We start from the raw sequence: 26,085 nt of genomic DNA, 5'->3' as shown, positions 1-26,085 counted from the left end.
CCCATCTCCCCATCTCCCCATCTCCCCATCTCCCCATCTCCGCGTCTCCCCATCCCCGCGTCGATTGTATCGTAATTATTCAGGCGAATCTGATATGAGTGGGTGAGCATTATTTGTTACTTTGTACAAACTGGCACAGACAAGGCGAAAATCAAATCGCGGTTAATGAATATTTAATTGAGAGATGCAATCTTCTTTACTTTCATATAAATAATTGTTGGTTTAGATTAGTCTTGCATCTATAAATTATCTTGCTGCTGGCTGCGGTTTATGTCTTCAAATTTTGAAAGCGCGCGGAATATTATTGTCAGGCTTCCATTTTACCACCCTGAACTACTGACAGGACTAGAGATTTGGCTGGAATTAGGTTTAATTTCTGACTCTCAAGTTCGGCAAATTTGTCAAGAACATTTGGTTTGTCGTTTACAGACAGAACCACAGTTTGTAGTCGAAAAAGTTACATCCAATATCGAGGCTGTACATGTAACATCTCCCGGTGTCAATCCTCCAGTGCCAGATTCAGAAGTGCCTTCACCCAAGCAACCGAATATTCTCGCTGGGATGATGCAGTCGCTGATGGCGGAACTGAGTGTGCGCTGGTTGCTGTTTTTAGGTATCTTCCTGGTGGTTATTTCCTCAGGCTTGTTAGCTGCGAGTCAGTGGGAAAAGTTTCCGGCTGCTGGACAGTATGGAGTTTTGCTAGCTTATACTTTGAGCTTTTTTGGTGTCAGTTTCTGGGCAAATCAACAAGCTAATTTGAGGTTGACTACACAAGGTTTATTAGTAGTGACGCAGCTACTAATCCCGGTAAATTTTTGGGCAATGGATGGGTTTAAGTTATGGCAAAATCCTGGGGGATGGTTAGTAATTGCGATCGCATTTGCAACTCTGACGGCTACGACTATTTTAATTTTTCATAGTAGATTAATTACTCCTCAATTTACAAATCGTAATTTCCGATTATTTAATGGTTTGCGAATAGTTAATATACTGGGGCTTTCATATTTACATTTAGGTTGGAGTTTGTCTAGTTTTCCTGTAGTTGCGATTTATATAGCAATGATTGGCACTAGTTTGATTACGATTTATCAAAAGTCATTGACTAATCAAGCAGTTGTAGAAATAGAACGAGACACACCAGAAATTAAAACGAGTAGTAATTTACCTATCTATTTAATTATTTTTGCATTAGGATTACTACTGATACGCGGTATATTTATTACTGGTATTGATGTTACTCAATTAGGATTAGCGATCGCAATTTGTGGTTGGTTAATAAATTGGTTAGGAAAAGATGAAAAATTAGAAATACAGCCACAAAATCTAGACACAAGTTTCTCAGCGTCTTCTCCATCCCTGGTTTTTCCCTGGCAATTTCTTGGTGGTATTTTAGTCTTTATTGGTTGGGCTGTTACTGTTGCCACACATCCAGGACAAGCGCTGGCTGTAAGTGCTTTAGGTTTATGGATTTTTGCTCAACGTTTGCAATTATTGAAGTGGGAATCAGATTTTGCAGCAATATTTATTATTGGCTTACAAGCTAATTGGTTAATCTGGCGTTTAGTACCTGTTGAGTTACAACTGCAAATCGCCAAAGTTGCAGTGCAAATTACAAATTCCCAACATCAATCTTGGGCATTATGGAGTTTGGGTTTATTTCCTTATTTAATTGCCACGGTAGTTTTCACTGAGTATTTATCCAGATTTGAAGAAAAACTCGAAAAATCTCAGACATCTAGATATATATCTAAATTTGGCGAACAAATTTGTTTGCTTTTTGGTTTAGCTTTAACTTTTAATGCTTTAGTAAATCCAGCATTACGTTCTTTAAATCTTGTTTTATCAACCGTCACCCTTGCAGTTATTACCTATGGGAGACAAAGAAGACAACAAGAAAAAGATAGTGATACCTCTTCCTTCTCTTTCCATCTCCCAACTCTAATTTACCTGACTCACATTACGGCAATTCTGTCATTTTGTTCCTGTATTAATTGGGGAATGCCAACACTTCGTTCTGAATATTGGGTAAGTATATTACTTGTATTAATGGTGGCTGAATGGTTATTTAGTATTATTGGCATTTTCGGTAATAGTTTTGGTGTCCACTGGCGACATAGTGCATGGTATCTTGGTTTTGGATTAGCTGCTGTTAGTTTTTATTTATTACTAGTTAATGTTGAGGGTAATTTTGTTTATACTAATTTTACTCGCGTCAAAAGTTATCCTTGGGCTGTAATTTGGTTAGTAACTCCAGTAACGTTGACTGTTATTGCTAGTCGGAGTGTGGGAATCCACGGCAAAATTAATAGTGTATCGAGTGTCATTACTTTGGGAATGGCTCAATTACTCACTTTACCCTTAGCCAGAACAAGATTAATTGGTTTAGGTGTAGGCGTGCTGTTGATGTTTTTCAATACCAGCTATTTAAAAACCCAGGACTTTGCATTAATTACAGTTGCATTTATTTTGACTTTTATTGCTGTCATCTTCGGTGAAGGTATACCTAGTTTCCCCTTACTATCCATATCAGGTTGGTTTGTGGTTACTAGTATGGCAATTTTGGCTTTATGGGTGACGCGCAAATATTTACTGACTCGTAATCTTCAGAATTCAACTAATAGTCAACACCTACTCTCAATAATTTATATAGAAGCAACAAATAAATGGGCTTGTATATTATTGACTGTCGAATTACTCGCCTTAACTTTACATGCAGTTGGAGTCTATCAGGGTAATTTCACCACCGATACTTTCTATATACTTGCCGCCTTTATCACTTTATTATCTGTAATTTTTCGTAGTTGGCATGAACCAACTAACTGGGCATTTTATGGTATTGGTTGGTGTTTGGAATTACTCGCGGCTGAGGCATTAGCATTTGGTGGCAGAACAACTGTTAAAATTGCGATCGCAAATATTGCTCTAGGTTTAGCAAGCCAGCTTTTTGGCGAATGGTGGAAACGCAGACACAGCTTGCAGGAATTACCCAATAGTTTCCATATCTTGCCAATTATCTATGCTTTATTTAGTGTCGTGCTACGTTTTGATACTTTTACCAGTTGGACGGGATTATATACCCTGGGCGTGGCATTAATTATCATTGGTGTGGGTAGACGCAGACAAGCATTAAAACCTTTGTTATACCTGGGATTAATCGGGGTTTCAATTTCTGCCTACGAATTTCTCTTTTACCAAATGTTACAGGTGCAGGGAGGCGCATATGGTGATGGGTTAATTGCCATGTCTGCATTGGGTGCGATTATTATGTATGTTTATCGCATCCTTTCTCCTTGGCTGGTTCAATATTTACGCTTGAGCAGACAAGAAATCGAAGCAGTTGCCCATTTCCATTGGGGGTGGAGTAGCTGTTTATTATTATTGGCGATTGTCTCGCCCGTGGAAATTAATCGCTTTATTGGCTTAGGAACAGGTACATTTTTAGTCCGCTACGCCATCTTCCAAGGCAGAATGTCTAATTACCCAGAAGATTATCCAGCGAATGCTGAAAACTCCTTAAATACGGGTGTCCCAGCACGGGATTTTTGGGTTTATCTGGGTTTTATCGAAACCTTAATGATCGCCATTTTGTTGCGAGATTTACCAATCGGACAAGTATTTACCCAGCAATTATTGCCTTGGAATGGGGCGATCGCTTGTATTGTGGCATATTTCCTCTATATTCTACCGTGGGAGCGTTGGGGATGGTCGAAAACACCTTGGCAAAATACTGCCTACGTTTTGCCATTAGTAATTGTTGGCATCACCTGGTTACAAATTTATCCAACTACTTTATTAATTACGGCTGCCTTTTATGCTTTTCTGGCAAAGCTCAATCAGAATTTTCGTTTGACGTATCTTAGTATTGGCTTGATCGATTGGGCACTATGCAAATGGTTTTATAATTTACATCTAACTAGTGAATTGTGGTATGTGGCAACGATTGGGTTATCTTTACTTTATATTGCTCAATTTGATCCAGAATTAAAATTAACCCCACAGAAAGATAAGCGCCACTATTTGCGGTTATTAGGTAGCGGCATGATTTGCACTTCGGCTGTGTTGTTTCACCAAGATACCGTTCTCATCCCGATAATTATCAGTATTCTGACTATTTTTGCCGGGTTAAGTTTGCGAATTCGGGCATTTCTGTATGTGGGCACAGGTGCATTTTTAATGACTTCAATTTATCAATTAGTCATTCTCAGCTTGCGTTATTCCTTCGTCAAATGGATTATTAGTTTATGCGTTGGGATTATTTTTATTTCCATTGCCGCAAACTTTGAAACCCGACGAGAACAGTTAAATTCTTTGTTTAGGAATACTAGTGATGAATTTCAAGAATGGGAGTAATATCATGTCCGGTTGAATACTTATTATTAAGACTGACACGGAGACTAAGAGACGCGGGGGCGCGGAGAAATTTTAATTGTAAGTGATTAGCCGAACATGATATGACTAATTTCTGAAGTTTATTGTACTGGTTTTCAGAAAAAAATTAAATACTCGCGCCCTCATCTATACTGGGTAATTCTTGCATATTACGCACAAACTTCGTGACGAGACTACGGGGAATAAATCTCACAGTTTCTGCAAGTATACGATTTTTGACACCAGGGATAACTACAGTTTTATTTGCCATCAATCCCCGATAACCAACTCTCGCAACAGTTGCTGCATCCATCATTTTTTTGCCTTTGACTAATTCCGTCTCCGCCATCCCCGTTGTTACGTGGAAAGCTGACTCAGTTGGACCAGGGCATAGTACAGTTACTGTGACACCCGTACCTTCTAACTCATTTGCGATCGCCTGTGAAAAGGATAACACGTATGCTTTAGTGGCAAAATATACTGCCATCAAGGGTCCAGGTTGAAATGCCGCAGTTGAAGCAACATTTAATACTTTTCCTTGACCACGTTTTGCCATATCCCTCACAAAAAGTTTCGTCATGTGAGTTAGAGTCACCAAGTTAACTTGTAGCATATCCAATTCCGATGTGAGGTCGGTATCGGCAAAAAAACCATAATGACCAAATCCAGCATTATTGACTAAAAAATCAACATTTATTGATGCTGCTTGTAGTTGGGAATATATTTCTAAAGATGATGTTGGCAAAGATAAGTCTTTGGTAATCATTGTAATCAAACTACCAAATTTCGATTTTAATTCATTAGTAACATTAGCTAATTGTTGCTCATTCTTATCGACTAATACTAAATTATAACCATCACGAGCAAAAATACTTGCTAATTCGTAACCAATGCCTGCTGCCGCTCCAGTAATCAAAGCGGTTTTTTTCGGTTGTTTGTGATCGATTTTCTTGGGGAACATATTACTTAAAACTAAAATTTGGCATTAACAATCAAGCAAATACCAATGCCAACTCATCCAGTATTTCTACTCTTGAGCTAATAACTTTATCAGTCAGCATTGACATCGCCTTATCATATCTAATAGATTGAATATAGTATGTTTATTTATAAGCATTCTAAAGAATTAAAATTACAATTTTAGTCAGAGTTGGCTTACTGAGTTGTGTTCAAAAGTTTCTGAAGTAAATATTGACGGGAGCTAGAGACAAAGATATCTATTTGTATCCCGTCAACTTTGGATAAGTAAGCATATATTCGTGAGGAGTCAAAGAGTCTTACATGTTGGATTTTAAGACTTCAGACTGTAGTTTATTTACTCACAAATTGCTGTCATTTGGATTTACGCAACTGACTTCTAAAATCTAGATAATTACGGTTTTATACTAAATGAGGATATTTACTTTTCAGTAAAGTGCAAACTCCCACTGCTGCTAATATCCCTAAAGAGATTTGTGATTCAGGAACCTTTCTTTTTGGTTCTGCTTTGGGTATTCTCACAACATAATCATAGATAATTTCAACATTTGCACCAGCAAATGTATTGAACTCTTGTGATAAATTTCCTGCACCTGTACTCCGAGATTTTGCTTCTGCTGTGACAGGTAAAACTAACTCTCCCAATCCCAAAAATAAATCAAATCCGCTAGTTAGTTCAGTAGAATCAGTTTCTTGACTAGATAAATTGTTGAAAGTTGCTCCAGAAGTTCCTCCAAAGTCTTTTATCCCATCAAACGCTGTAAATTGCTTGGAGATAGATGCAGTCGGTAAAGTTGCTAACAAAAGACTTTTATCTGGTTTGAGTAGTCTAACTTCTGCTGCTAAATCAGCCGTGACATTAGTTACAGATGCATCACGACTCTCTAATTCAATTGAGCCTTGAACTGCTCCTATTAATGTTAGTTTTACACTGGTTAAATCTCCTAATTCGGGATTAAACTTTGGTAAAGTGACAGATTTATCAAAATAGTTAGTTCTTTGTACAGTGACAGAACTCTCATATTTTAAAGATGCGGCGACGGCTGAATGCATAGATACGGCATATGTTGCGATCGCAAATATTGCCATTTGCAGTTGAGGTAGATGGCGATGCATTTTAATCCCTTATATTTTGATATATTTTAGTTTTTGTTTTCACACACTCTTTGCTAAGAGATTACGCTTAATCTATCTACTTACGCAATATCATTGACAGTATCTTGATTAAATCTTTATTAATTAGATTTAACATTTATAAATAATTAAATATCAACGAATATCAATAGATAAAAATAAAGTTTTTAAATATTGCTCATGATTTCTTTATAAAAAATTGGGATGTTCCCTAATTTTGCAAAAATAAAATTTGTAGTGGGAGCCGGAAAGCTCCCTAATCTCCAGGAAGCGGGCTAGAGAGCATCACTACAAAAAATCCCGTCAAATTACTGTAGTGCGGAGAGGAGTTTCCGGGGAGATATTCTTCACGGAAAACCTGGAGCCGGAAAGCCCGCTACACCAACAACAAGATGGGTAATTTCTTTTTCGCAAATCACCTAAACGGACTGCGGAAATTGTTCAAGATACTTTGTTGCTGTCGGAAACAGAAGCCGATGTATTACAGATTCAACGCAGAGATATAGAGGAACAAAGTTCACCGTGACTTTGCCCAAATATTAAACCCAACATTAAAGTAATTGGGATGTAAATTATTGAGGGAACAGAACTAGAATAAAATTTAAACTTTGATTTCCTCAAATTCGCTTTTTAGGTGACTAACTCAACTAAAGCATCCCATTGAAAACGAACAACACATGAGACTAAGCAGCCACGGTAGTATTCAGTTGTAAATACTGAAAGCGTGATCTTGGTCTGACCTGGGTCTAAAATTTGCTTGACTTTACAGATTTGCCTTTTGTTCTTACAGTAGGCAACAATCCGATCACCAGCCTTGATATCCAACGCTTTAATTTTCAATTTTTACTCAACCTTGTGAATAAATTAGCTTAACTATAAAGACAAAGATACTGCTACGCTTAACTCGCTTAACAGTTAGAATCTCCTCCTACTATAGCACAAAATTAGAGCTAGAAATCATATCAAAATAAAAAATGTTATGTCAAGATGATTCATACTTAAAATTTCTCGTCAGCCATAGTTAGGAAACGGGAACTTGGAAAGTTGAGAATATTTTTAACCAAATCTTAGCCATTTCTAAATCTACTTTTAATGCTGAAGTTGAGATTAAGTCCTAAACTTTCCTTTGTAGTTAGAGCAACAAATTCATGTTAAGTGCTGTACAAACCATAAGCATCTTCCAAAAGCAACCCGAACCAAAAGTATTTATACCTAACCAAGTCATTTTTGCAGAAGGACAACCTGGAGATGTGATGTACGGTGTTCTGGAAGGAGAAGTTAACATCTCCGTCAATGGCAAAATTACCGAGACGATTACAACCGGAGATATCTTTGGCACTGGTGCCCTCGTCGGCATCAATAATAGAACTTATACAGCCACAGCTAAAACTGACTGCAAGTTAGCTTTCCTTGATGAGCAACGCTTTTTGTTTGCGGTTCAAGAAACACCGATGTTTGCGTTGAAAGTTATGCGAAGCTATTCCCAACGCTTGAGTCGTTTGGAGCATAATTTATAAAAAAATTATAAAAATTAGCCCTTTCAAGGTGCTGAGGAAAAAGTTTGATTTAACGTTCAAATTTTTCGTGAGATTGAGAAACCGAGCTTCTGTCGAAAGCAATTAAGGAAACCCGGTTTTTAACGTTAATCCTTGCCCATCTTGAAAGGCTTAGTTAGATAAATAAACAGACTCTACTTCCACATATTTTAGTATGATTCGCGAATCATGCGATCGCTTGACGTTATATCGTAGCCAAATGCTCACTACATAGATAAGTTTTACTCTGCCTTCAACTCATCCATTTCAAATAAACTAATAATTACTCCAGCAATGGGAACAGCAAGAAAAACTCCCAGTAGCCCTGCAACTCTAGCGCCTATTAACAAGGCGAAAAACATCACAACCGGATTAATATTCAGTGAACCTTGCATAATGCGCGGCATCAGCAAATTTTCTTCTATTTGTTGAATTAAAATACAAACTACTAGGACTTTGATACTTAGGAAAATCCCTTGAGGTAAAACAATTAACGCGATAATACTAATTCCTAATGTGGCTCCAATCCCTGGAATCAAATCAAAAACTCCGGCAATGGCAGCTAAAATTAAGGCATAAGGCACTTGCAAAATCAAAAATACAACAAACACAGAAATTCCAAAGAATACCGATAAAATTAACCTTCCCCAAAAAAATCCTAGAAAGTTACTTTGGATAGCAGTAGTTATCCCGTTACGTAGATGTTCAGGAAAAAGTTTCAGCACAAAATGCCAGAGACGTTCACCATTTAGCAACATAAAAAAAGCGACAACGGCAATTAAAACTATATCCAGAAAGCTGGCAATTAATCTTTGAACTGTACCCAAACCAAAACCGATACCTGCAAAAGCTTGGTTTCGTAGTTCTTTCTCAAGCTCGCTTAAATCTACTTGCAGATTCCACTGTTTTAGAAAAGCTTCTATTCGTTCTAATAACGATATGATAAAATTAACAAACTCTGGAAATTGATTGATTCATTCTTGTCCCTGAGATAACGCTGCAAAACCAATTGTGAATGTAAAAATAACCAGGATTAAAAGACTGACTAAAAACACTAAAGTAACTGCTAATGTGTGCGGCAAAAAACGCTGCAACCATTGCACAGGATAATTGAGTAGAAATGCTACAACTGCTGCTAAAGTAAAAATTACAATTACTGTTGAAAAATATGCCAACACTTGGACTATTACCCATCCAAAAGTAAATAGTAGCAAGTAGTGAAATAATTTGTTGGTACTTACTTGTGTTAAAAAATTATTTAATCTTAATTTACTCATCGTCGTTTAATTAGTTTTAATCTCTATAATTCACAAGATGCTGATTAGTATTCGTGTACAAATAAATTGAACAAGTAGTTTGGGCAGCATTCGACTGAGCCCTCGCTGAAGTCTTGCTCACTTTTGGGCAATAGCAAGCGAGATGCTTGCACTACTTATTTTTATATGATTCCTTACACTATCCAAGGGTTATTTTTGTTTCATATCAAGTTCGACTAATCAGTTATCATTAAATGTTTCTCCGCGTCGGTTTTATCGTAATTATTCAGGCGAACCTGATATCACTGCTGCATAACTTCAGTTATTAGGCACTTTTTTCTATTGTGAGCTTGACAAGCAAATGTGACTCAAAAGTGAATTGGACAAAAATCTTCACATATTCCATATTCCTAAACTCACCACCGCACATAATTACTCGACATCCCTGTGATTTATCGATGTCAAACTTGTTCCGCACCCGCCAACATGCAGCAGGGAAAAAAGGGGCAGATTTTGAGGAAGGAGATGATTCATGATTTTGTAGCAATCCCTTAAGTTAAGTATTCAATACTTTTAAAAGTATTCTTTAACCTTTAAATAATAAGATTTTAATCTTGCTAGTATAAGTTGGTAGTGCTCAGTCTAATTAATGTTATTGGATTGCCGAATATATAGTCTGAATAGTATACTCGATTGCGGCTGTTAGATTGTTTCTATCAGCACTTTGGAGCAGACTTCAAGTAAATGAATTATCTTATCTAAACGATATTGATAGTCATTTTGTGTTCAATGATTTTCAGATAAAAGTCATTTCCAATCAGTAAGTAGAACGGTGCAAATAAACCGTAGACGCGGAGCGGCTTCTCGCAGAGTAGTATATAACGAAAAGTAAAGTTACCTAATACCATTTCACGAAAAATCTGATACAGATGTAAATCCTGAAAGCTTTGCTGCATCTAAGTTTTTTAATTGCGTTAGCGAAGCTCTTCCGAAGGAAGCATTGCGAATTGCGAATTGCGAATTGGTATAAAACCCTCTTCCCTTCTGCCTTCTGCCTTCTGCCCTCTGCCCTCTGCCCTCTGCCTTGTCATAACGACAATTTTTAACACCGACCTACTTAAACGTAGAAATAAAAAATGCTTAATCATGACTTATAAACTTATTTTGATCAAACGATTTGTATAGTTTTTAGTTAAATATTAAGCCAACATAATTCAATCAAAAGGCAACAAAAATGAGTAATCAAATTCAACTTAAATTTGCTGGCACTATCACTTTAGATGGGGCAGAAATTTCCGATTTTGATCCCAAAACTAAACGTCTGTTCCTAACAGGAGAAGTTGCTGATAAGCCAGTTCTTCAGGTAGTGGATATTTCTGATCCTAGCAACCCAACTAAAATCGGTAATACTGATCTCTCTACTTTTGGTGCTGGAATTCAAAGTGTAGCTGTCAGAAAAGGAACAACAGGTAATAGTATTGTTGCGGTGGCAATTTCTGCCGCAAATATAACTGAACCGGGCAAAGTCGTATTTTTTGATGCCACGGTTGATATTACTAACCCCATTCCACTGGCTCAGGTGGCTGTGGGTGCTTTACCTGATATGCTCACCTTTTCCCCCGATGGGACAAAACTTTTAGTTGCAAATGAAGGGGAGCCAAGTGAAGACTATACAATAGACCCAGAAGGTTCAATTAGCATTATTGATGTTTCTGGTAATATTGGCGCTTTAGATAATACAAAGGTTGCCACTGCAACTTTCACCGCCTTTAATGCTCAGGAGGCGAGTTTAAAACAGCAGGGTGTCAGAATTTTTGGCAAACTAGCAAATGGTACAAATTCCACAGTTGCCCAAGACCTAGAACCAGAATATATTGCATTTTCTGGCGATAGTAAAACTGCTTTTGTGACACTACAAGACAATAATGCTTTCGCAAAAGTTGATATTGCCACTGCCACTGTCACCGATATTTTACCATTAGGCTTCAAAGACCATAGCTTACCAGGGAATGGAATTGACGCGAGCGATCGCGATAGTAATATTAATGGTGGCATCAATATTAAAAATTATCCCATTTTCGGGATGTACCAACCAGATGCGATCGCTTCTTTTGAATCTGGTGGTAAAACCTATTATGTGACTGCCAATGAAGGGGATTCTCGTATTCGTCCTACAGAAGATGACATCTTACCTGCTCCTAATGATACAGAAGGAAGTATTTTCAACGAAGAAGTCAGAATTGGGAATGATGCAGTAGTTTTAGACCCGACGGCTTTCCCTAATGCTACGGAGTTAAAAAATAACGCTAATCTCGGTCGTTTAACCATCACTAACACCCTGGGGGATACCGATGGGGATGGAGACTACGATAAGTTATATGCTTACGGCGCTCGTTCTTTCTCTATTTGGGATGATACAGGTAAATTAGTTTTTGATAGTGGCGATCAATTTGAGCAAATTACCGCAGCCCAAACACCGACTCTATTTAATGCCAACGATGGAGTTGCCAGTCAGTTTGATACCCGTTCCGATAATAAGGGACCAGAACCAGAAGCAGTAACTATCGGTTACGTTAACGGCAAAGCCTATGCATTTATCGGTTTAGAACGTGCTGGTGGTGGTGTCATGGTTTATGACCTTAGCAACCCCACAAACCCTAAGTTTGTCCAATATATTCGCACTGAGGGTGATATTAGCCCAGAGGGTTTAAAATTTATTTCTGCTGCTGACAGCCCCAATGGTAAACCATTACTCGCAGTTGCTAATGAAGTCAGTAAAACTACGACACTTTACGCAATTGAGACTCCAAACTCGACTCAAATTACTAACTACACCTTCAACAACCTGCCCAAATTAGGTACAACCTCCACAGGTCAAGATATTCTCTTAGGTGGTTTCTCCGGTTTATATTTCCAAGGCATAGCTGCAAACGGTAATCTCAAATTTGTCACCCACACCGACAGGGGACCAAATGGAGAACCAACTGCTGAGAAAAGACCATTTCTGTTACCCAATTTCCAGCCAGAAGTAGTTAGCTTTGAAGTCAACCGTTCCACCAGTGAAATTACCATCACCAAGCGAACTGGATTATTTCGTCAAGATGGAACCACACCCCTAACTGGTTTACCGAACTTGCAACCTGGGGCAGCGAATACTGCTTATACGGATGAAGTTGGTGTCGATTTAAACGGTAATATTCTCCCGAATGATACCTTGGGAGCAGACTTAGAAGGGATTGTTGTCGCGGAAAATGGTGATTTTTGGATGGTTGACGAATACCGTCCAGCAATTTACCACTTTGATAGTAATGGTAAATTAATTGACCGCTTTATTCCGCTTGGGGATGCAACCGACGAGGGTAAAAATGGTGGAACTTCCTTTGGTACACCAGTTATACCTGCTGTTTATGCCCAACGACGTGCCAATCGCGGTTTTGAAGCAGTTGCCTTAGAAGGTAGAAAACTTTATGCCTTTATCCAAAGTGCGATCGATAATCCCGATAATGGTGGCGACACTGTATCTAGAGCTTCCCGGAATCTGAGAATTCTGGAATTTGATATTGTCAGTAAGCAGGTGACTGGAGAGTATCTATATCTTCTCGACGATATTACAGCGAGCGGTAACGCCAAAACAGATAAAATCGGCGATGCAGTTGCTCTGGGTAATGGTAAATTCGCAGTTGTGGAGCGAGATGATTTATCTACCACTGCGTCCAACAAGTTAATTTATCAAATTGACTTGGCTGAAGCAACAAATATCAATAACCCTGCCAACTTTACCTTACCCACAGGTAAAACCATCGAACAACTTTCCACCCTTGAACTCACAGCAGCCAACATTAAGCCTGTAAGTAAGAGTCTGATTGCCAATGCTGCTCAATTGGGTTATACCGGGGTAGAAAAATTAGAAGGTTTGGCATTAGTTGCCCCAAATACCCTGGCGCTGATTAATGATAATGACTTCGATGTTACTGGAACCAACACACCAGCCAAACTCGGTATTCTGGAATTACTCAACGACTTACCTGTTGCTCAAACTGGCTTAACCAAGAATAGTAGCAATGATGTCTTTAACATTTCCGGTGGTGTGGGCATACCTAGATTGCAAGTATCCCTAATTGGGAGCAATTCTACTTTTGTGAATGAGTTGTGTATATTTGCTGTCGATGATAGCCAAGGCAGGATCAACGGGATTTCTCCAGGGCAAACTGGGTATACAGAAGCCGCATTAGAACGAGCCAAAGTAGTTTGGAGTGCGATCGCTAATAATCCTAATGGTTTCAATCGGAATGAATTGAACCGCCTGTTGGAATTTGAATCGGGGGGAAATTTCCGTTTTCTCCTAGTTAAAAATAGCAGTATTGATGCTGTGAAACTAGGGAAAACTTCCTTGAGTGATGTTTTATTTTCCAGTGAGACAACGCAAAAAATTACTTTCGTGGGAAATAATGCGTTCACTTTGTCATGGGAAGATGGAACTGGCAATATTTCCGATTTTAAAGATTTAGAAGTCAAGGTTGAATTCACCAATCAGCAGTTACCTTTGGGTAGCAGATTACAAGGAAATAGTCAAGCGGAATTACTAGATTTGCGAGGCATTTCTGGTAATCTCAAAGCTGAGTTTACCCTGTATCGAGAAGCTGGATTTGATAACTTGGTTGGTTTCTATAAAATTGCCAATGAGAATGGCGGAATTGACACCAATAATGATGGAATTGCAGATATTCTTCCTGGTCAAGCTGGTTATATTCAAGCCGCAATTAATCAACGTCTTCCCGGAGTTGATTTAACTGTTAGTAACCAAGGGAAAGCGACCTTTAACAGCACTATTGTTGGTGGTTCATTACTAGCACCATTTATTATTGCTAATGGCAGACCCGCAGCAATTTTAGATAGTAATTCAAATAACGACCCTGCGGTTTACTTCCCATTTCTTGGTGCCAATCCAGGACAAGTAGACCATATTCGCTTACTGGGAAATAACACCTGGGGCTTTGAAGATTTACCCCTTGGTGGTGATAAAGATTACAATGATATCGTTTTGCAAATGAAATTGACAGTGTAATTAAACATTAAAATTCAACCTCTAGAGACGTAGTCATTCTACGTCTCTGTTTGGATAGTCAAAACAATCAAACCTCAATCAAATAAAAAAATTGTCAAAGTTTTTTAAACAGTATATAGACTGTTCTTAATCTAGGAAATGCATTATGGATATTAGTTAATCAGTGAATTTACAGAAGCAAGAGTTATTAATTCGATCGCGAATTAGTAGTAATACCAAATTTAGCGTGAAGTTGCATAATTATGTCGCAACTAAATTTTGTGCAGCATCAGATAAAAATTGTGTCAACCATTGATTAACTAATTAACTATTTCGGTCAGCATAAGCAATTTTTGGGAAATTAACAACATGGCAAGCTCTACCTCTGGTAATCACGTAATTTTCCTCCACCCAGATGGAACCAGTCCATCTCACTTTGCATTTGCTCGATTTGTTGATAAAGGTCCTGACGGACGTTTGAATTGGGACATGATGTCCAATTCTGCGGTTTACCTGGGTCATATGGAAGACCAACTCGGAGGTACTTCCAATGCTGGTGCTGTGACTCATGCTACAGGTGCTAAGGTCTACGCAGAATCTTTTGGATTAAATGGAGATGGTTCGCCAGTTACCCCCCTATCTGGAAACACGGGTAAGACAATCATCCAAGAAGCGATCGCAGCCAAAAAAGTCACTGCTCTAGTTCAGTCTGGCGCTGCCTATGAGCCTGGCACTGCCGCCTTTGTCTCCCAAGTCGGTGAAACAGTAGATGCCAATGGCAACCGAGTTCCCCCTCGTCAACGTTCCGCAGAAATTACTAAAGAAGTTATCCTCTCTGGGGTGAATTTCATTCTCGGTGGCGGTGAACTAAACATGGTACCCATTGGTACTGCTGGTTTTCATGGTACTGCTGCTGAATATGATGCCCTCAGCACTAACCCCCTGCAACGACCCAGTGAGAACCTGATTGAATTAGCAAAAAGCAATGGTTATACAGTTGTTTACACAGAGCAACAACTGAATGATCTACTCGACCCGGCAAAAACTCCCACACCACCAACCAAAGTCTTAGGTGTATTCGCTCCCATCCACACCTTCAACGATCGCCCAGAGGAAGTCTTAGCAGAACGGGGACTATCACTATATTTGGAGACAGCACCTACCATCGCACAGATGTTGGATGTCACCCAAAAGTTGATGGAAAAACACCCTAACTTCAACAATGGTTCGATTGCGATCGTTGAAGAAGAAGGAACCGATAACTTTGGTAATAACAACAATACTCCTGGAACCCTGGAAGCTTTGCGTCGTTCTGATGCCGCAATTGGGGTGGCAATGGCTTTTGTTGAGAAGCATCCTAATACCCTGTTATTAACTGCGGCTGATAGCGATGCTGGTGGTTTACAAGTTCGTGACCCTATAACTGCTGGTGAACCTGTAGGTAATATTAATAACAACCCCACCACCTCCGCCCGTAACGTGCCGATGGATGGGCAAACAGGGTCGAATACTTTACCCTTTGTGACTGCACCGGATACGAATGGGGATGTTTTCAATTTTGCGATCGCTTGGGCTGGTTCACCTGATTTCAGTGGTTCTATTGTTTCCAAAGCCCATGGTTTGAATGCTGATAAGTTACCAGCGACAGTGGACAACACGGGAATATATGAGTTGATGTATGAGACTCTATTCAATACTGAACTTGAATCCCGTAACCCCGCACCAACACCAGCACCTAAAGCCACAAAAGATACTGGAAACGTCATTTTTATTCACCCTGATGGTACCAGTCCTTCCCATTACATGGCGTTGCGTAACATCGACCAAGGTCCCGATGGTCGCCTCAACTGGGATAAGATGTCGAATGCGGGTGTCTACCTGGGACATATGGAAAACCAGTTAACGGGAACTTCCAATGCTGGTGCAGTCACCCATGCCAATGGGGTGAAGGTATTTAATGAATCCTTTGGCTTGGAAGAAGATAATTCTCGTGTCACTCCCGCATCTGGTAAAAAGGGTTACACAATTCTTGAAGAAGCTATTGAAGCCGGAAAAGCAACTGCTCTGATTCAATCAGGTCATTTGGCAGAACCGGGAACTGCTGCATTTGCGGCGGAAACTACTAACCGTGATGGTAATGACTTACGAGCGCGGGATAAGTATGCGGAAATTATTGAGCAGGTAATTCGCTCTGGAACTGATGTGATTATGGGTGGTGGTGAGCTGTATATGTTACCGCAAGGTACTACAGGGTTCCACGTCACTGCGGAATTAGATGCAGCAGAAACCCGTTCCGAGCGTCGTCCCAGCATCAACTTGATTGATTTGGCAAAGTCTTTGGGTTACACCGTGGTTTATACCGAAGAGGAAATGAACCAGGTGGTCAATAGTGCGAATCTACCACAAAAGCTTCTAGGTGTATTTGCCGCCAGAAATACCTTTGACGATCGCACAGAAGAAGCACTGGGTCTTAACAGCGATAGCCCGCTACCTCTGTATGTTGCTACAGCCCCCACCGTTGCAGAGATGTTGGATGCATCTTTGAAAATACTCAATCAAGACCCGGATGGCTTCTTTGTTGTAGTTGAAGAAGAAGGTACTGATAACTTTGCTAACAATAATAATGCTCCAGGCACAATTGAAGCAATACGCCGGGCAGATGCAGCAATTGGCGTGGCGATGGATTATGTGAATACCCAAGACCCCAACACCTTAGTAGTTACTGCCGCAGATAGCGATGCTGGTGGTTTGCAGGTGTTCCAATATAAACCCTATAACCGTCCCTCTGGGAATTTTACCCCCAATACTCCAGAACTTGCAGATAGTGAACCCCAAGCACCTTTTATTGGTGTTAATCCAACAACTACCAATACTAACCGCGCTGTACTAGATGGGATTAATGGCAGTACAGGAACTCCAGAGGCTCCTTGGAAACCATTTGCGGCTCAGGATAGTATCGATGGACCAATGGGTAACTTTGGGATTGCTTGGGTTGGTACTCCTGACTTCCCCGGTAGTATTGTTTCCAAAACCTACGGGATGAATGCAGATAAACTTCCCAGCACCTTAGATAACACCAAAATCTACGATTTGATGTATGAGACATTATTTGGTGTTACTCCCCAATTCGTAGCTACTCAACAGGAAACTCAGTTAGTTGCTGGAACTCAGGGAACTGATGAATTAATTGCCAATGCTCCCGGTAGTAGCTTGGATGGAATCAATGATACTGTGTTTACTGGTGCAGGTAATGACGAAGTTGATTTACAAACTGCGTCTTCTCCTATCGCTGGTAGTAACCGTGTCAATTTAGGGAATGGTGATGATATCGTCTTTGTCAGCAAAGGTGATCGCGTTTTTGGCGGTGCTGGCAATGATATTTTTGATGCTACCGACGCTAAAGGTGGAAATCGCATGTCCGGCGGTGCAGGAGATGATATCTTTTTCCTTGGAAGTGGCGATCGCGCTTTAGGTGGCGATGGCAATGATAAATTCTTCGTCCAGTCTGGTGGTGGCAACCTCATTTCTGGTGGTGCAGGGGCTGATCAATTCTGGATTGTTAGCGGAGAATTACCACAAGCTGCAAATACAATCCTTGATTTCCAAGTTGGTACTGATGTAATTGGTATTCTTGGTAGTGCAAGTCTGGGAATTTCTGCATCAACTCTGAATCTTAATCAAGTTGGTGGTGATACACAAGTTATCTTTGGTGGTAACACTTTGGCTGTTCTCACCGGAATTCAAACTAGCAGCTTAAATCTAAGTAATGTGAACCAATTCGCTTTTGCTTAATTTAGGTTAATTGATTAATTTCACGCCTTTCTACAAATAATTCATTTTGCTGCCAAAATCATGTAGGAACTAATCTTAGTTAGATTAGCTCCTACAAAAAAATTTAAAAAAACACATGGTTGTATCTTTTAATTTGTGATTTTTGGAAATCAATGTGGAAATACTGACCAAATTTAGTTAGTGCATCCCTAATTTCAACTGCTGTTAGCTAATTTTGACAAAAGTAATGTACGTACATGAAATAATTTTGATTATCAAATTTATCATCAAAGTTTTTATTAAATATTAAATAAACTTCTCTTAATTTAGGAATGGTATTGTATGTAATATCACTCAGTAATTTTCAGTAAATAGTAATTACTAGCTGTATATTGTCAGGTTATTAATCTTGCTGTTGTAGGAATTATATTTGGTTTATGAACGTAATTTTAGACAAAAACTTTATCTTACAGGATTTTTAGTCTCAGTATATTGTCAAAAACCAAATTAGAGTCCTATAAATAACGAATTCAATAGCCAAAAAACGTCAGCTTTAGTCAACGTTAAAACTAGTTTTCTTAGTAGTTGAAAACTGGTAATTTCAATATGTTTTTCCACAGGATGTGAAAATGTCTAGGTAAATATAGCCTTCAAAGCCGACATTAAAAGTCTCTCTGCTTTACATGAGATAGATTTTTCAGAGTTAGTTTTGAGCAGATTGACTAAGCAAACATTGTAATCAAACTTGAGGTATTTCATGTCCAATACACCATTTGACACAACTCAGCCTTCACAAGTTAAAGGGCTAAATGGTTACACAGTTGATCCAATCTTTACTGTTGGTGACAAAATTGGCGACTATGTTCCTCCTGGTATTCTTGATGGTATTGGTGCTTTCTCAATCAATGACACCACTGTGCGTCTGCTTGTTAACCATGAGTTAGGAAATACAGTTGGTTACAAATATACCTTGAAAAATGGTACTCAACTCCCTGGCGCAAGAGTGAGCTTCTTTGATGTTGACAAGCGCACATTTCAAATCACTAATTCTGGACTAGCCTATGACACCATCATCAACCGCAAAGGTGAAGTAGTTGATGAAGCCTCTGATTTAGATTTTGCTGGTCTTGCTAGATTCTGTTCCGCCGCTCTATTTGAAGCTAATAGCTTTGGCGCAGGCAAAGGCTTTGCCGATCGCATTTTCTTTACTGGTGAAGAAAATGATGGCGGTTCAGAATTTGCTTTGGACACTGCAACTAATACTTTGTACGCCTTGCCTTGGCTAGGTCGTGCGGCATGGGAAAACGTCACTGAATTAGATACAGGAACAACTGATAAAGTTGCCATATTAGTTGGAGACGATCGCGGACCTGCACCTCTAATTCTTTATGTGGGGACAAAAAATGCTTCTGGTAATTTCCTAGAACGCAACGGTCTTACAGGTGGCGAACTATTTGTATGGGTTGCTGACGATTCAACTGATGCCACCGATGCGATCGAAGCCGATCCCCGTGAATTTGCTGGTACGAACAATAGCGCCAAAGGTCAGTTCGTTAAAATTGATTATTACCGCCCTGACCTGGCTAGTCAAGCACCTATTGCTCAAACCGAACTTGGCTATGATTCTCAAGGTTTTGCAACCCAAGCCCAGCAAGATAAATTAGCCGCAGATGTCAAAGCATTCTTGTTCTCTCGTCCTGAAGATGTTGCCACCAATCCTCAAGATGGAACACAAGCTGTATTAGCTTCTACGGGTCGCGACACAATTTTTGGCGGTGCTGACACTTGGGGAACAACTTACAAGATTGATGTGGACTTTAGCGGTATTGCTTCTGGTGTCATTAATGCTGACGCTACCATTCTTTATGATGGCAACGAAGCTGATAAGAGAGATTTCGGTCTGCGTAGCCCTGACAACCTTGATTGGGCTGATGATGGCAAAATCTATCTGCAAGAAGATCGCGCAATTCCTGCAAGTCTGTTTGGTGCAACTTCTAAGGAAGAAACTTCGCTCTGGAGACTTGATCCTTCAGCACCTAACCCTTCAGAAACCCTCACCCGTATTGGACAAGTAGATCGCTCAGGAATTCCTTCTGGTCAAGTTGATTCTAACCCTACTGACCTGGGTAACTGGGAAACTTCTGGTATCCTTGATGTCTCCACATTGTTTGGGAATAAGCCTGGCGAATTATTCATTTTTGACGTACAAGCTGGAACCCTCAACAATGGCACAATCATCACCGCCACCAACATTGATGGTAACGGCAATGGAACTGCTACATCTGACGAAAACCTGGTTCGTGGTGGTCAGCTATCATTCTTAATTGCTCCTAACGCCAAATTGATTCAAAGCTCTTCCTTAGTTCCCGGTGCTACTTCTGGTGATGATATTTTTGAAGCTGGTTTCACCGAAGGTTTTGATGGTGTTAATGACATCGTCTTTACTGGTGCTGGTAACGACACAGTTGATAGCGTCATTGGTGGAGTTTTAGCCAGTGGCAACCGGATTGATACTGGTAGTGGCAATGACACTATTTTTGTAGCTAACAAAGATCGTGTATTTGCTGGAAGTGGCGACGATATCATCGAAGCGAGTGAGGCTAGTCGCTACCACGCTTCCGGTGGTGCTGGTAATGATGACTTCTTCCTGGGTGCTAATGGTCGCGCCTTGGGTGGTGATGGCAATGATCGCTTCTTTGTTGGTAATGGTGGCGGCAACTTGATATCTGGTGGCGCTGGTGCTGACCAATTTTGGATATTTAATGCTGAAGCTCCATCTAGTGCTAATACCGTAATTGATTTCCAAGTTGGTACTGATGTCCTTGGCTTCATTGGTGCAGGCGCAGGTGTCGGCTTTGGACAGTTAACTCTCACTGGCAACAACATTTCACTTAATGGTAATGCGATCGCCATATTAACTGGAGTTGACACTGCTAGTTTAACCGCAGCTAACTTTGCTTTCATCTAAATAGGAATTAGCAGAATACCAGTAATTAATAGGTTGAGGATGGGCGGAAATTCGTTCTGCTCATCCTTGTCTCAATAGTCTACCAAAGCAACTTTGCATCTCTTTGAGTCCATCTCAAGCCGTCAATATTAGCTTGGCGAATCATTAGATTACTGACTATTTAGGAGACATACCGATGTTGAAACTCAGACTAATCCGAGTTTCTTCGCTCAGATTCATTTCTACGCCATGTAAAAGCCAACTGGGAAATAATAACATTGTTCCCTCATAAGGTTTATAGCTGACCTTTGGAAGAGTCCATAAGTTAAACTCTAGGACTGGGGGAATTAACATCTGTGAAGCTGGACGGGGATCGGAAAAAAATATGCCCCCGCAGTTTTCAGGAGCCTTGAGATAATAAACCCCGCTTAATATCGAATTGGGATGATTGTGTACAGAGTTTGATGCGAGCTTACCATTAACCATTGCCCAACAGGTTGTGATGTTGAGAGAAAATTTTTGTAAATCCCAACGCAAAAAATTGGCAACTTCTAGAACATTTTTATGAATAATTTGTGTGAATTCATAGAAGCGATCGCGCTCATGTAAATTATTGACGCTATGCCATCCTAGTACATTTGACCATTTTTCTCCTTGGCGATCGCGTTGCTGTTCTGCATGAATTTCTGACAGCAAAATTGAATTTAATTGTTGATAGTTATCAATGCTAAAATGCCAAACAGGAGTAGGAAACCAATCATTTCTGGAACTAGACATACAGAGAGAATTATTTATTAATAAATAAAGGTATCATCATCATAGATTGATTGCCAATGCATTATTCGTAAATAGCATAAATGGCAAATTAGAAAAAATAGAAATAAACAAGGTAGAGGTTTGATTAAATTGTAAAAGTAAGGAGTCAGGAATAAAAATGCTTGATATTGGAACTGCCAGGAAATAGTGCTATCAAGTGTAAATCAATTTTGTTTATAGCATTTATGATTCGTTTTTTCTACCCCGACTGCAAATCCAAAATGCATTGCTTAATCTAAAATAAACCCATTCATAACCTTTTCGTAACTTTCTCTAAGTGTTTTTCTGAGACAATCTTGAGAAATATAGCTTTAAAACCAGTATATGTTCCCTGTTCTGCAAGTAGGCGATCGCAGGTTAATACCAGAAGCAATTATGCAACTGTTGGGAGAGTACCAAATGTTGCCGCAACTGGTAAAAGAGTTGGTAATAGATGATGCGATCGCGCAAATAAAGTGTAACCAAGAAGAAGAAAAAATAGCGATTGCACAAATTTCTCAACAATACCAGTTGGATTCGGAAGCAAAACGTCAAATGTGGTTGCAGCAAAATAATTTGACATCAGAGCAGTTAGATGCGATCGCAATTCGGCAATTAAAGCTAGAAAAATTTAAACAAACCAATTGGGGAGAAGATTTAGAAACATATTTTCGCCAACGCAAGCCTCAACTGGATAGAGTAATCTATTCTTTGTTGCGTACAAATGATATGGCTCTAGCTCAAGAATTGTATTTTCGGATTTCTGAGGGAGAAGATTCTTTTGCTCGGTTAGCACAGGAATATTCCCAAGGATTAGAAGTAGAAACAGATGGTTTAATTGGACCAGTTGAATTGCAATCAATCCATCCAGTGATGGTCAAGGTTTTGTCTAATATTCAACCACAACAGTTAGTTCCACCAACACAAGTTGGAGATTGGGTAGTATTAATTCGTTTGGAAAAGTTGCTGCCTGCTAAGTTGGATAATTCAATGCGTCAGCGATTATTAAACGAGCGCTTTCAGGTGTGGTTACAAACACAAATGCAAGAGCAAAAATGGCAAGTTATGACACCAGAAATTGAGGTGTTACAGCCATTAAGTATCAGTTACTCATAATGGTTGATAATCATCATTCACAAAGTCAATATCTCAGGCTGAAAACTCAATGACTTATATCAAAACAAATTTTCAAGATTTTATTAGAACTCTCACAGGTTTTGAAGAATTACCAACAGAATTAATCACGAAAATATTACCAAAATTCCAAGCTTGGCGATTCCGAATTGGTCAAAAAATTATTGGTAAAGAAGCAATCCCTGACCATATAGGTATTATTTATGAAGGGAAAGTCAGATTATTAGGTTATGACCCACGTACCCAAGTCCCAATTACTTTAAAAATTCTTGAACCTGGGGATTTTGTGGGTGAAATTAGTTTATTGCGCCAAGTCCCTTGCGAAACTGCGATCGCATCTACGGAAGTTATCATTTTATCGATTGCTACGGCTGATTTTCTCAGTTTATTGGCTACGTTTTCTAATTTTGCTCAAATTCGTCAAAATCAAGTGCATTTGGCGGAAGTGTTTGAAATTGTGGGTTTACAATTGGAACAACAAGCTAATGCTGGATTCAATCTCAAAGAATTAACGGAAGCAGCCGCAGAGAATGCAATTATTCAATATATTCCACCAGGAAAAATTTATACTCACCAATTAGAAACGGAAAAAATTTGGTTTGTTAGTGGAAATGGGGTGACAAACTATGCTCCTAATTCCCCTTTGCAATTTTGTGATGGAGAAATAATTGAAGTTAAAGGTGAACATTCTGCAAGATTAATTGGTTTTAATCCTGGAGATTTCTCTTTTTTAAGTGTAAACAACAATAATTTAGCTCATCAAGTCGATAATCAAATCATCGATAACTCAGTCAACGGTGAATTATTAACTGGTGAAGATGAATTAAATCTTGTCAATATTCCCTACGCCCCAGAGAAAGAACAACCAGTAAATATTTCCACAAACAAATACAAAAAACAAAAGTATCCCTTTGTGAGTGGCAAAGGAGAAATAAATGCCACCTCAGCTTGTTTGCAAATGCTATGCCAGCATCTAAAAATACCATTTCGCCGGGAAGTAGTACGACGGATTTTAAACGAACAATTTCGCCGACAAGAAACAATATCTTTTCAAGTTTGTGCTTACTTATCAGAACTAATTGGTTTGAAACCCCAACTAATTGATTTACCGACAACTAATTTAACACGCATTCCTACTCCAGCTTTAATTCGCTATGGAAATGACTTTGCCGTAGTCTATGAAGCGAGCGATCGCATGATTGTTTTAGGTGTACCATCGCAGGGAATTCAATATTGTAAACCAGGTGAATTAATAGCTAAGTTGGATGTGGGGGAGAATAGTTTTCCACCACAATTACAAATATTATTGCTTTCTCCGACTAAGGAAACACCTCAACAACGTTTTGGTTTGAGCTGGTTTCTACCGTATTTGTCGCGCCATCGTCAAGTATTGATAGAAGTCTTTATTGCCTCATTCTTTGTTCAATTAGCGGCTTTAGCAAATCCATTAGTTATTCAATTAATTATTGATAAGGTGATTGTTCAAAATAGTATTACTACTCTGAATATTTTAGGGGTATTACTGCTAGCAGTGGGGCTATTTGAAGCTGTATTGGGGGCATTAAGAACATATTTATTTGTGGATACAACGAACCGTATTGATATGGGACTGGGTTCGGAAATTATCGACCACTTATTAAGATTACCATTACGCTATTTTGAACGTCGTCCAGTTGGTGAATTATCCACCCGAATTAACGAATTAGAAAATATTCGCCAATTTTTAACTGGAACTGCATTAACAGTTGGTTTAGATGCTCTATTTTCAGTAGTGTATATCGTCGTCATGCTGTTTTATAGCTGGCAACTTACACTAGTTGGATTAGCAACAATTCCCGTATTTATTCTCATCACATTTATTGCCTCTCCTGTTATTCGCAAACAGTTACGTAGCAAAGCTGAACGTAATGCCGAAACTCAATCTTATTTAGTTGAGGTAATGTCGGGGATTCAAACAGTCAAAGCCCAAAATATTGAATTGCGATCGCGTTTCTCGTGGCAAGAAAAGTATGCGCGTTATGTTGGGGAAGGTTTTAAGACAGTTATTACCTCGACATTTGCCAATTCCGCTAGCCAATTTCTAAATCAACTTAGCAGTTTATTAGTATTATGGGTTGGTTCCTATTTAGTTCTCAAAGGAGAATTAACATTAGGAGAATTAATTGCCTTTCGGATTATTTCTGGTTATGTCACTAGTCCCATTTTACGTTTAGCGCAATTATGGCAAAGTTTCCAAGAAACAGCTTTATCATTAGAAAGATTAAGTGATATTGTTGATACTCCCCAGGAAGCAGAAAAAGACCGTTATAATATTCCTCTACCGGAAGTCGCAGGAGCAGTCAAATATGAGAATGTTTCCTTCCGATTTGCCACAAGTGGACCATTACAAGTATGTAATGTAAATCTGGAAATTCCGGCTGGTAAATTCGTGGGAATTGTCGGACAAAGTGGTTCGGGAAAAAGTACAATTATGAAATTACTGCTACGACTTTACGAACCCGAATCAGGCAGAATTTTAATTGATAATTATGATATTGCGAAAGTCGAACTTTATTCATTAAGACGACAATTGGGTGTAGTTCCTCAAGAAAGTTTGTTATTTGATGGTAGCGTGCAAGAAAATATTGCCTTAACCAACCCCGATGCCACAACCGCAGAAATCATTGCCGCAGCCAAAATCGCAGCAGCCCATGACTTTATTATGGATTTGCCCAATGGTTATAATACCCGCGTTGGGGAACGGGGAGCAGGGCTTTCTGGAGGACAAAGACAAAGAATTGCGATCGCACGTTCTGTTTTACAAAGACCACAATTACTAGTTTTAGATGAAGCTACTAGTGCTTTAGATTATCCTACCGAACGCCAAGTTTGTATTAACCTAGCCAATGCGTTTCAAGGTAATACAGTCTTTTTCATTACTCACCGTCTCAACACAGTTAGTCATGCAGACATCATTTTAGTCATGGATGGAGGTAGATTAATTGAACAAGGTAATCATCAAGAATTAATGCGGAAAAAAGGTCATTATTTTTATTTGTATAACCAACAAGAAGTAAATTTGTAATTGCTTAAAAACTCCTCTTCTCTGCATAAGTTAAATTCATCAAACCCAACCCCAAAATT

General features: G+C 39.2%; 10 protein-coding genes and 1 pseudogene. 7 read left to right on the top strand and 4 right to left on the bottom strand.

What is annotated here, in order from left to right; translation table 11 throughout:
- Positions 1-270: 270 nt before the first annotated feature.
- Positions 271-4,350, top strand: coding sequence for a DUF2157 domain-containing protein (locus tag VB733_RS14595; protein WP_323340787.1), 4,080 nt, complete (start codon positions 271-273; stop codon positions 4,348-4,350).
- A gap of 145 nt (positions 4,351-4,495) precedes the next feature.
- On the opposite strand, the gene VB733_RS14590 is transcribed toward VB733_RS14595, so the two are convergent.
- The gene (locus VB733_RS14590; RefSeq protein ID WP_323340786.1) at positions 4,496-5,329 is read right to left on the bottom strand and encodes an SDR family oxidoreductase; all 834 of its coding nucleotides are present in this window, start codon (positions 5,327-5,329) and stop codon (positions 4,496-4,498) included.
- Positions 5,330-5,748: 419 nt separating this feature from the next.
- Positions 5,749-6,462: a choice-of-anchor E domain-containing protein gene (locus VB733_RS14585; RefSeq protein ID WP_323340785.1), complete on the bottom strand. Its 714-nt coding sequence runs from the start codon at positions 6,460-6,462 to the stop codon at positions 5,749-5,751.
- Positions 6,463-7,628: 1,166 nt separating this feature from the next.
- Between VB733_RS14585 and VB733_RS14580 the strand changes: the two genes are divergently transcribed.
- Positions 7,629-7,997: a cyclic nucleotide-binding domain-containing protein gene (locus VB733_RS14580; RefSeq protein ID WP_323340784.1), complete on the top strand. Its 369-nt coding sequence runs from the start codon at positions 7,629-7,631 to the stop codon at positions 7,995-7,997.
- A gap of 260 nt (positions 7,998-8,257) precedes the next feature.
- Here VB733_RS14580 and VB733_RS14575 read toward each other — a convergent pair.
- Positions 8,258-9,292, bottom strand: a pseudogene (locus VB733_RS14575) (AI-2E family transporter).
- 1,213 nt (positions 9,293-10,505) lie between these two features.
- Between VB733_RS14575 and VB733_RS14570 the strand changes: the two are divergent.
- From VB733_RS14570 to VB733_RS14560, 3 genes are all read left to right on the top strand, one after another.
- Positions 10,506-14,336, top strand: coding sequence for a choice-of-anchor I family protein (locus tag VB733_RS14570; protein ID WP_323340783.1), 3,831 nt, complete (start codon positions 10,506-10,508; stop codon positions 14,334-14,336).
- 348 nt (positions 14,337-14,684) lie between these two features.
- Entirely contained in the window at positions 14,685-18,107 is a 3,423-nt protein-coding gene (locus VB733_RS14565) for an alkaline phosphatase (protein ID WP_323340782.1), read from the top strand.
- A gap of 736 nt (positions 18,108-18,843) precedes the next feature.
- Positions 18,844-21,054 carry a hypothetical protein gene (locus VB733_RS14560; RefSeq protein ID WP_323340781.1) on the top strand — a complete coding sequence of 737 codons (2,211 nt, stop codon included), beginning with the start codon at positions 18,844-18,846 and terminating at the stop codon, positions 21,052-21,054.
- A 156-nt stretch (positions 21,055-21,210) separates the two neighbouring features.
- Here the strand turns inward: VB733_RS14560 and VB733_RS14555 are convergent, their stop codons facing one another.
- Positions 21,211-21,810: a TIGR02466 family protein gene (locus tag VB733_RS14555; RefSeq protein WP_323340780.1), complete on the bottom strand. Its 600-nt coding sequence runs from the start codon at positions 21,808-21,810 to the stop codon at positions 21,211-21,213.
- A gap of 363 nt (positions 21,811-22,173) precedes the next feature.
- On the opposite strand from VB733_RS14555, the gene VB733_RS14550 reads away from it, so the two are divergent.
- Positions 22,174-22,944, top strand: a complete 771-nt coding sequence (locus VB733_RS14550; RefSeq protein WP_323340779.1) for a peptidylprolyl isomerase — start codon at positions 22,174-22,176, stop codon at positions 22,942-22,944.
- Positions 22,945-22,993: 49 nt separating this feature from the next.
- A complete protein-coding gene (locus tag VB733_RS14545) occupies positions 22,994-26,026 on the top strand; it encodes a peptidase domain-containing ABC transporter (protein ID WP_323340778.1) in 3,033 nt (1,010 codons plus the stop codon).
- The last annotated feature ends 59 nt before the right edge of the window (positions 26,027-26,085 follow it).

The organism is Calothrix sp. UHCC 0171 (assembly GCF_034931845.1).
Lineage (GTDB): Bacteria > Cyanobacteriota > Cyanobacteriia > Cyanobacteriales > Nostocaceae > Brunnivagina.
The sequence above is the reverse complement of the archived record's forward strand: the minus strand, read 5'-3'. Positions and strand labels throughout refer to the sequence as shown.

Excerpts from the sequence above, each read along its gene's own strand:
- VB733_RS14595 (WP_323340787.1), top strand. The coding sequence starts at position 271 with ATGTCTTCAAATTTTGAAAGCGCGCGGAATATTATTGTCAGGCTTCCA.
- VB733_RS14590 (WP_323340786.1), bottom strand. The coding sequence starts at position 5,329 with ATGTTCCCCAAGAAAATCGATCACAAACAACCGAAAAAAACCGCTTTG.
- VB733_RS14585 (WP_323340785.1), bottom strand. The coding sequence starts at position 6,462 with ATGCATCGCCATCTACCTCAACTGCAAATGGCAATATTTGCGATCGCA.
- VB733_RS14580 (WP_323340784.1), top strand. The coding sequence starts at position 7,629 with ATGTTAAGTGCTGTACAAACCATAAGCATCTTCCAAAAGCAACCCGAA.
- VB733_RS14570 (WP_323340783.1), top strand. The coding sequence starts at position 10,506 with ATGAGTAATCAAATTCAACTTAAATTTGCTGGCACTATCACTTTAGAT.
- VB733_RS14565 (WP_323340782.1), top strand. The coding sequence starts at position 14,685 with ATGGCAAGCTCTACCTCTGGTAATCACGTAATTTTCCTCCACCCAGAT.
- VB733_RS14560 (WP_323340781.1), top strand. The coding sequence starts at position 18,844 with ATGTCCAATACACCATTTGACACAACTCAGCCTTCACAAGTTAAAGGG.
- VB733_RS14555 (WP_323340780.1), bottom strand. The coding sequence starts at position 21,810 with ATGTCTAGTTCCAGAAATGATTGGTTTCCTACTCCTGTTTGGCATTTT.
- VB733_RS14550 (WP_323340779.1), top strand. The coding sequence starts at position 22,174 with ATGTTCCCTGTTCTGCAAGTAGGCGATCGCAGGTTAATACCAGAAGCA.
- VB733_RS14545 (WP_323340778.1), top strand. The coding sequence starts at position 22,994 with ATGACTTATATCAAAACAAATTTTCAAGATTTTATTAGAACTCTCACA.